This is a genomic window from Rhizobacter sp. P3_C12 (assembly GCF_056402735.1).
This window is the reverse complement of sequence record NZ_JBFUGW010000604.1, coordinates 1-1194: the sequence shown is the minus strand read 5'-3', so window position 1 is coordinate 1194 and position 1194 is coordinate 1. Positions and strand designations below refer to the sequence as shown.

Here is a 1194-nt window from a genome sequence, read left to right as displayed (position 1 = left end):
TAGGGAACCGCTGATTTATTCGGGCAGATCTCGATGGCCGAACGAGGCGTGGACAGCGAGGATGGTTGCATGAAACAGACGAGCTTTGCGAGCCTGGAGTACGCGGGCAAGAAGCGCCAGACGAGGCGCGAGAAGTTCCTGGGCGAGATGGAGCGCGTGGTGCCGTGGTCGGCGCTGTGCGGCTTGATCGAGCCGCACTATCCGCGCAGCGGCCGCGTCGGTCGCCCACCGATCGGCGTGGAGCGGATGCTGCGGATGTACTTCCTGCAGCAGTGGTACAGCCTGAGCGACGAGGGGCTGGAGGACGCGCTGTACGACAGCCAGGCGATGCGCGAGTTCGTGGGCGTGGACTTGGCACGCGAGCAGGTGCCAGACGCGACCACGCTGCTGAAGTTCCGCAGGCTGCTGGAACAGCACGAGCTGACGAAGGCGATCTTCGAGAAGGTCAACGCGCACCTGGGCGAGCGCGGGTTGCTGATGCGCGAGGGGACGCTGGTGGACGCGACGATCATCGCGGCGCCGAGCTCGACGAAGAACCAGGAGGGTGAGCGCGACCCCGAGATGCACCAGGCCAAGAAGGGCCAGCAGTACTACTTCGGCATGAAGGCGCACATCGGCGTGGATGCCGACTCGGGCTTGGTGCACAGCGTGCACGTGACCTCGGCCAATGAGAGCGACGTGGCCAACACGCATGCGCTGCTGCACGGCCAGGAGCGCCGCGTGCACGGCGACTCGGGCTACACGGGCGTGGCCAAGCGAGAAGAGATCGTCGAGGCGCAGGCTGAAGGGCGCATCCACGATGACATCGCCTGGCTGATCGCGGCCAAGCGCGGCACGATCGCCGCGATGGCCGACGGCGTGCACAAGCGCCTGGCGGAGTTGGTCGAACACAAGAAGGCGCAGATCCGGGCGCGGGTGGAGCACCCGTTCCACATCATCAAGAACCTGTTCGGCCACAAGAAGGTCAGCTATCGCGGGCTGGCCAAGAACGGGGCGCGCATGTACAGCCTGTTCGCGCTGGCCAACCTCATGATCGCCAAGAGGCCGCTGCTCAGGCCTGCAGGGGTCAGTGCGCCCTGAAGGTTAAGACGAGCTCGCCAATCATTCGAAATCCACGCAAACGTGCGCTCGCCGCGGTGCAATGCATTCGCAGAGAAGCTGTCGGCTCCAGACATTGAATTGATCAGCTCATCC

The 1194-nt window shown here is 64.7% G+C and carries 1 protein-coding gene; it reads left to right on the top strand.

The features are described 5' to 3' along the window. The first annotated feature begins 69 nt into the window (after positions 1-69). A complete protein-coding gene (locus AC1DXV_RS34870; RefSeq protein WP_477864866.1) occupies positions 70-1080 on the top strand; it encodes an IS5 family transposase in 1011 nt (336 codons plus the stop codon). Positions 1081-1194: the final 114 nt, after the last annotated feature.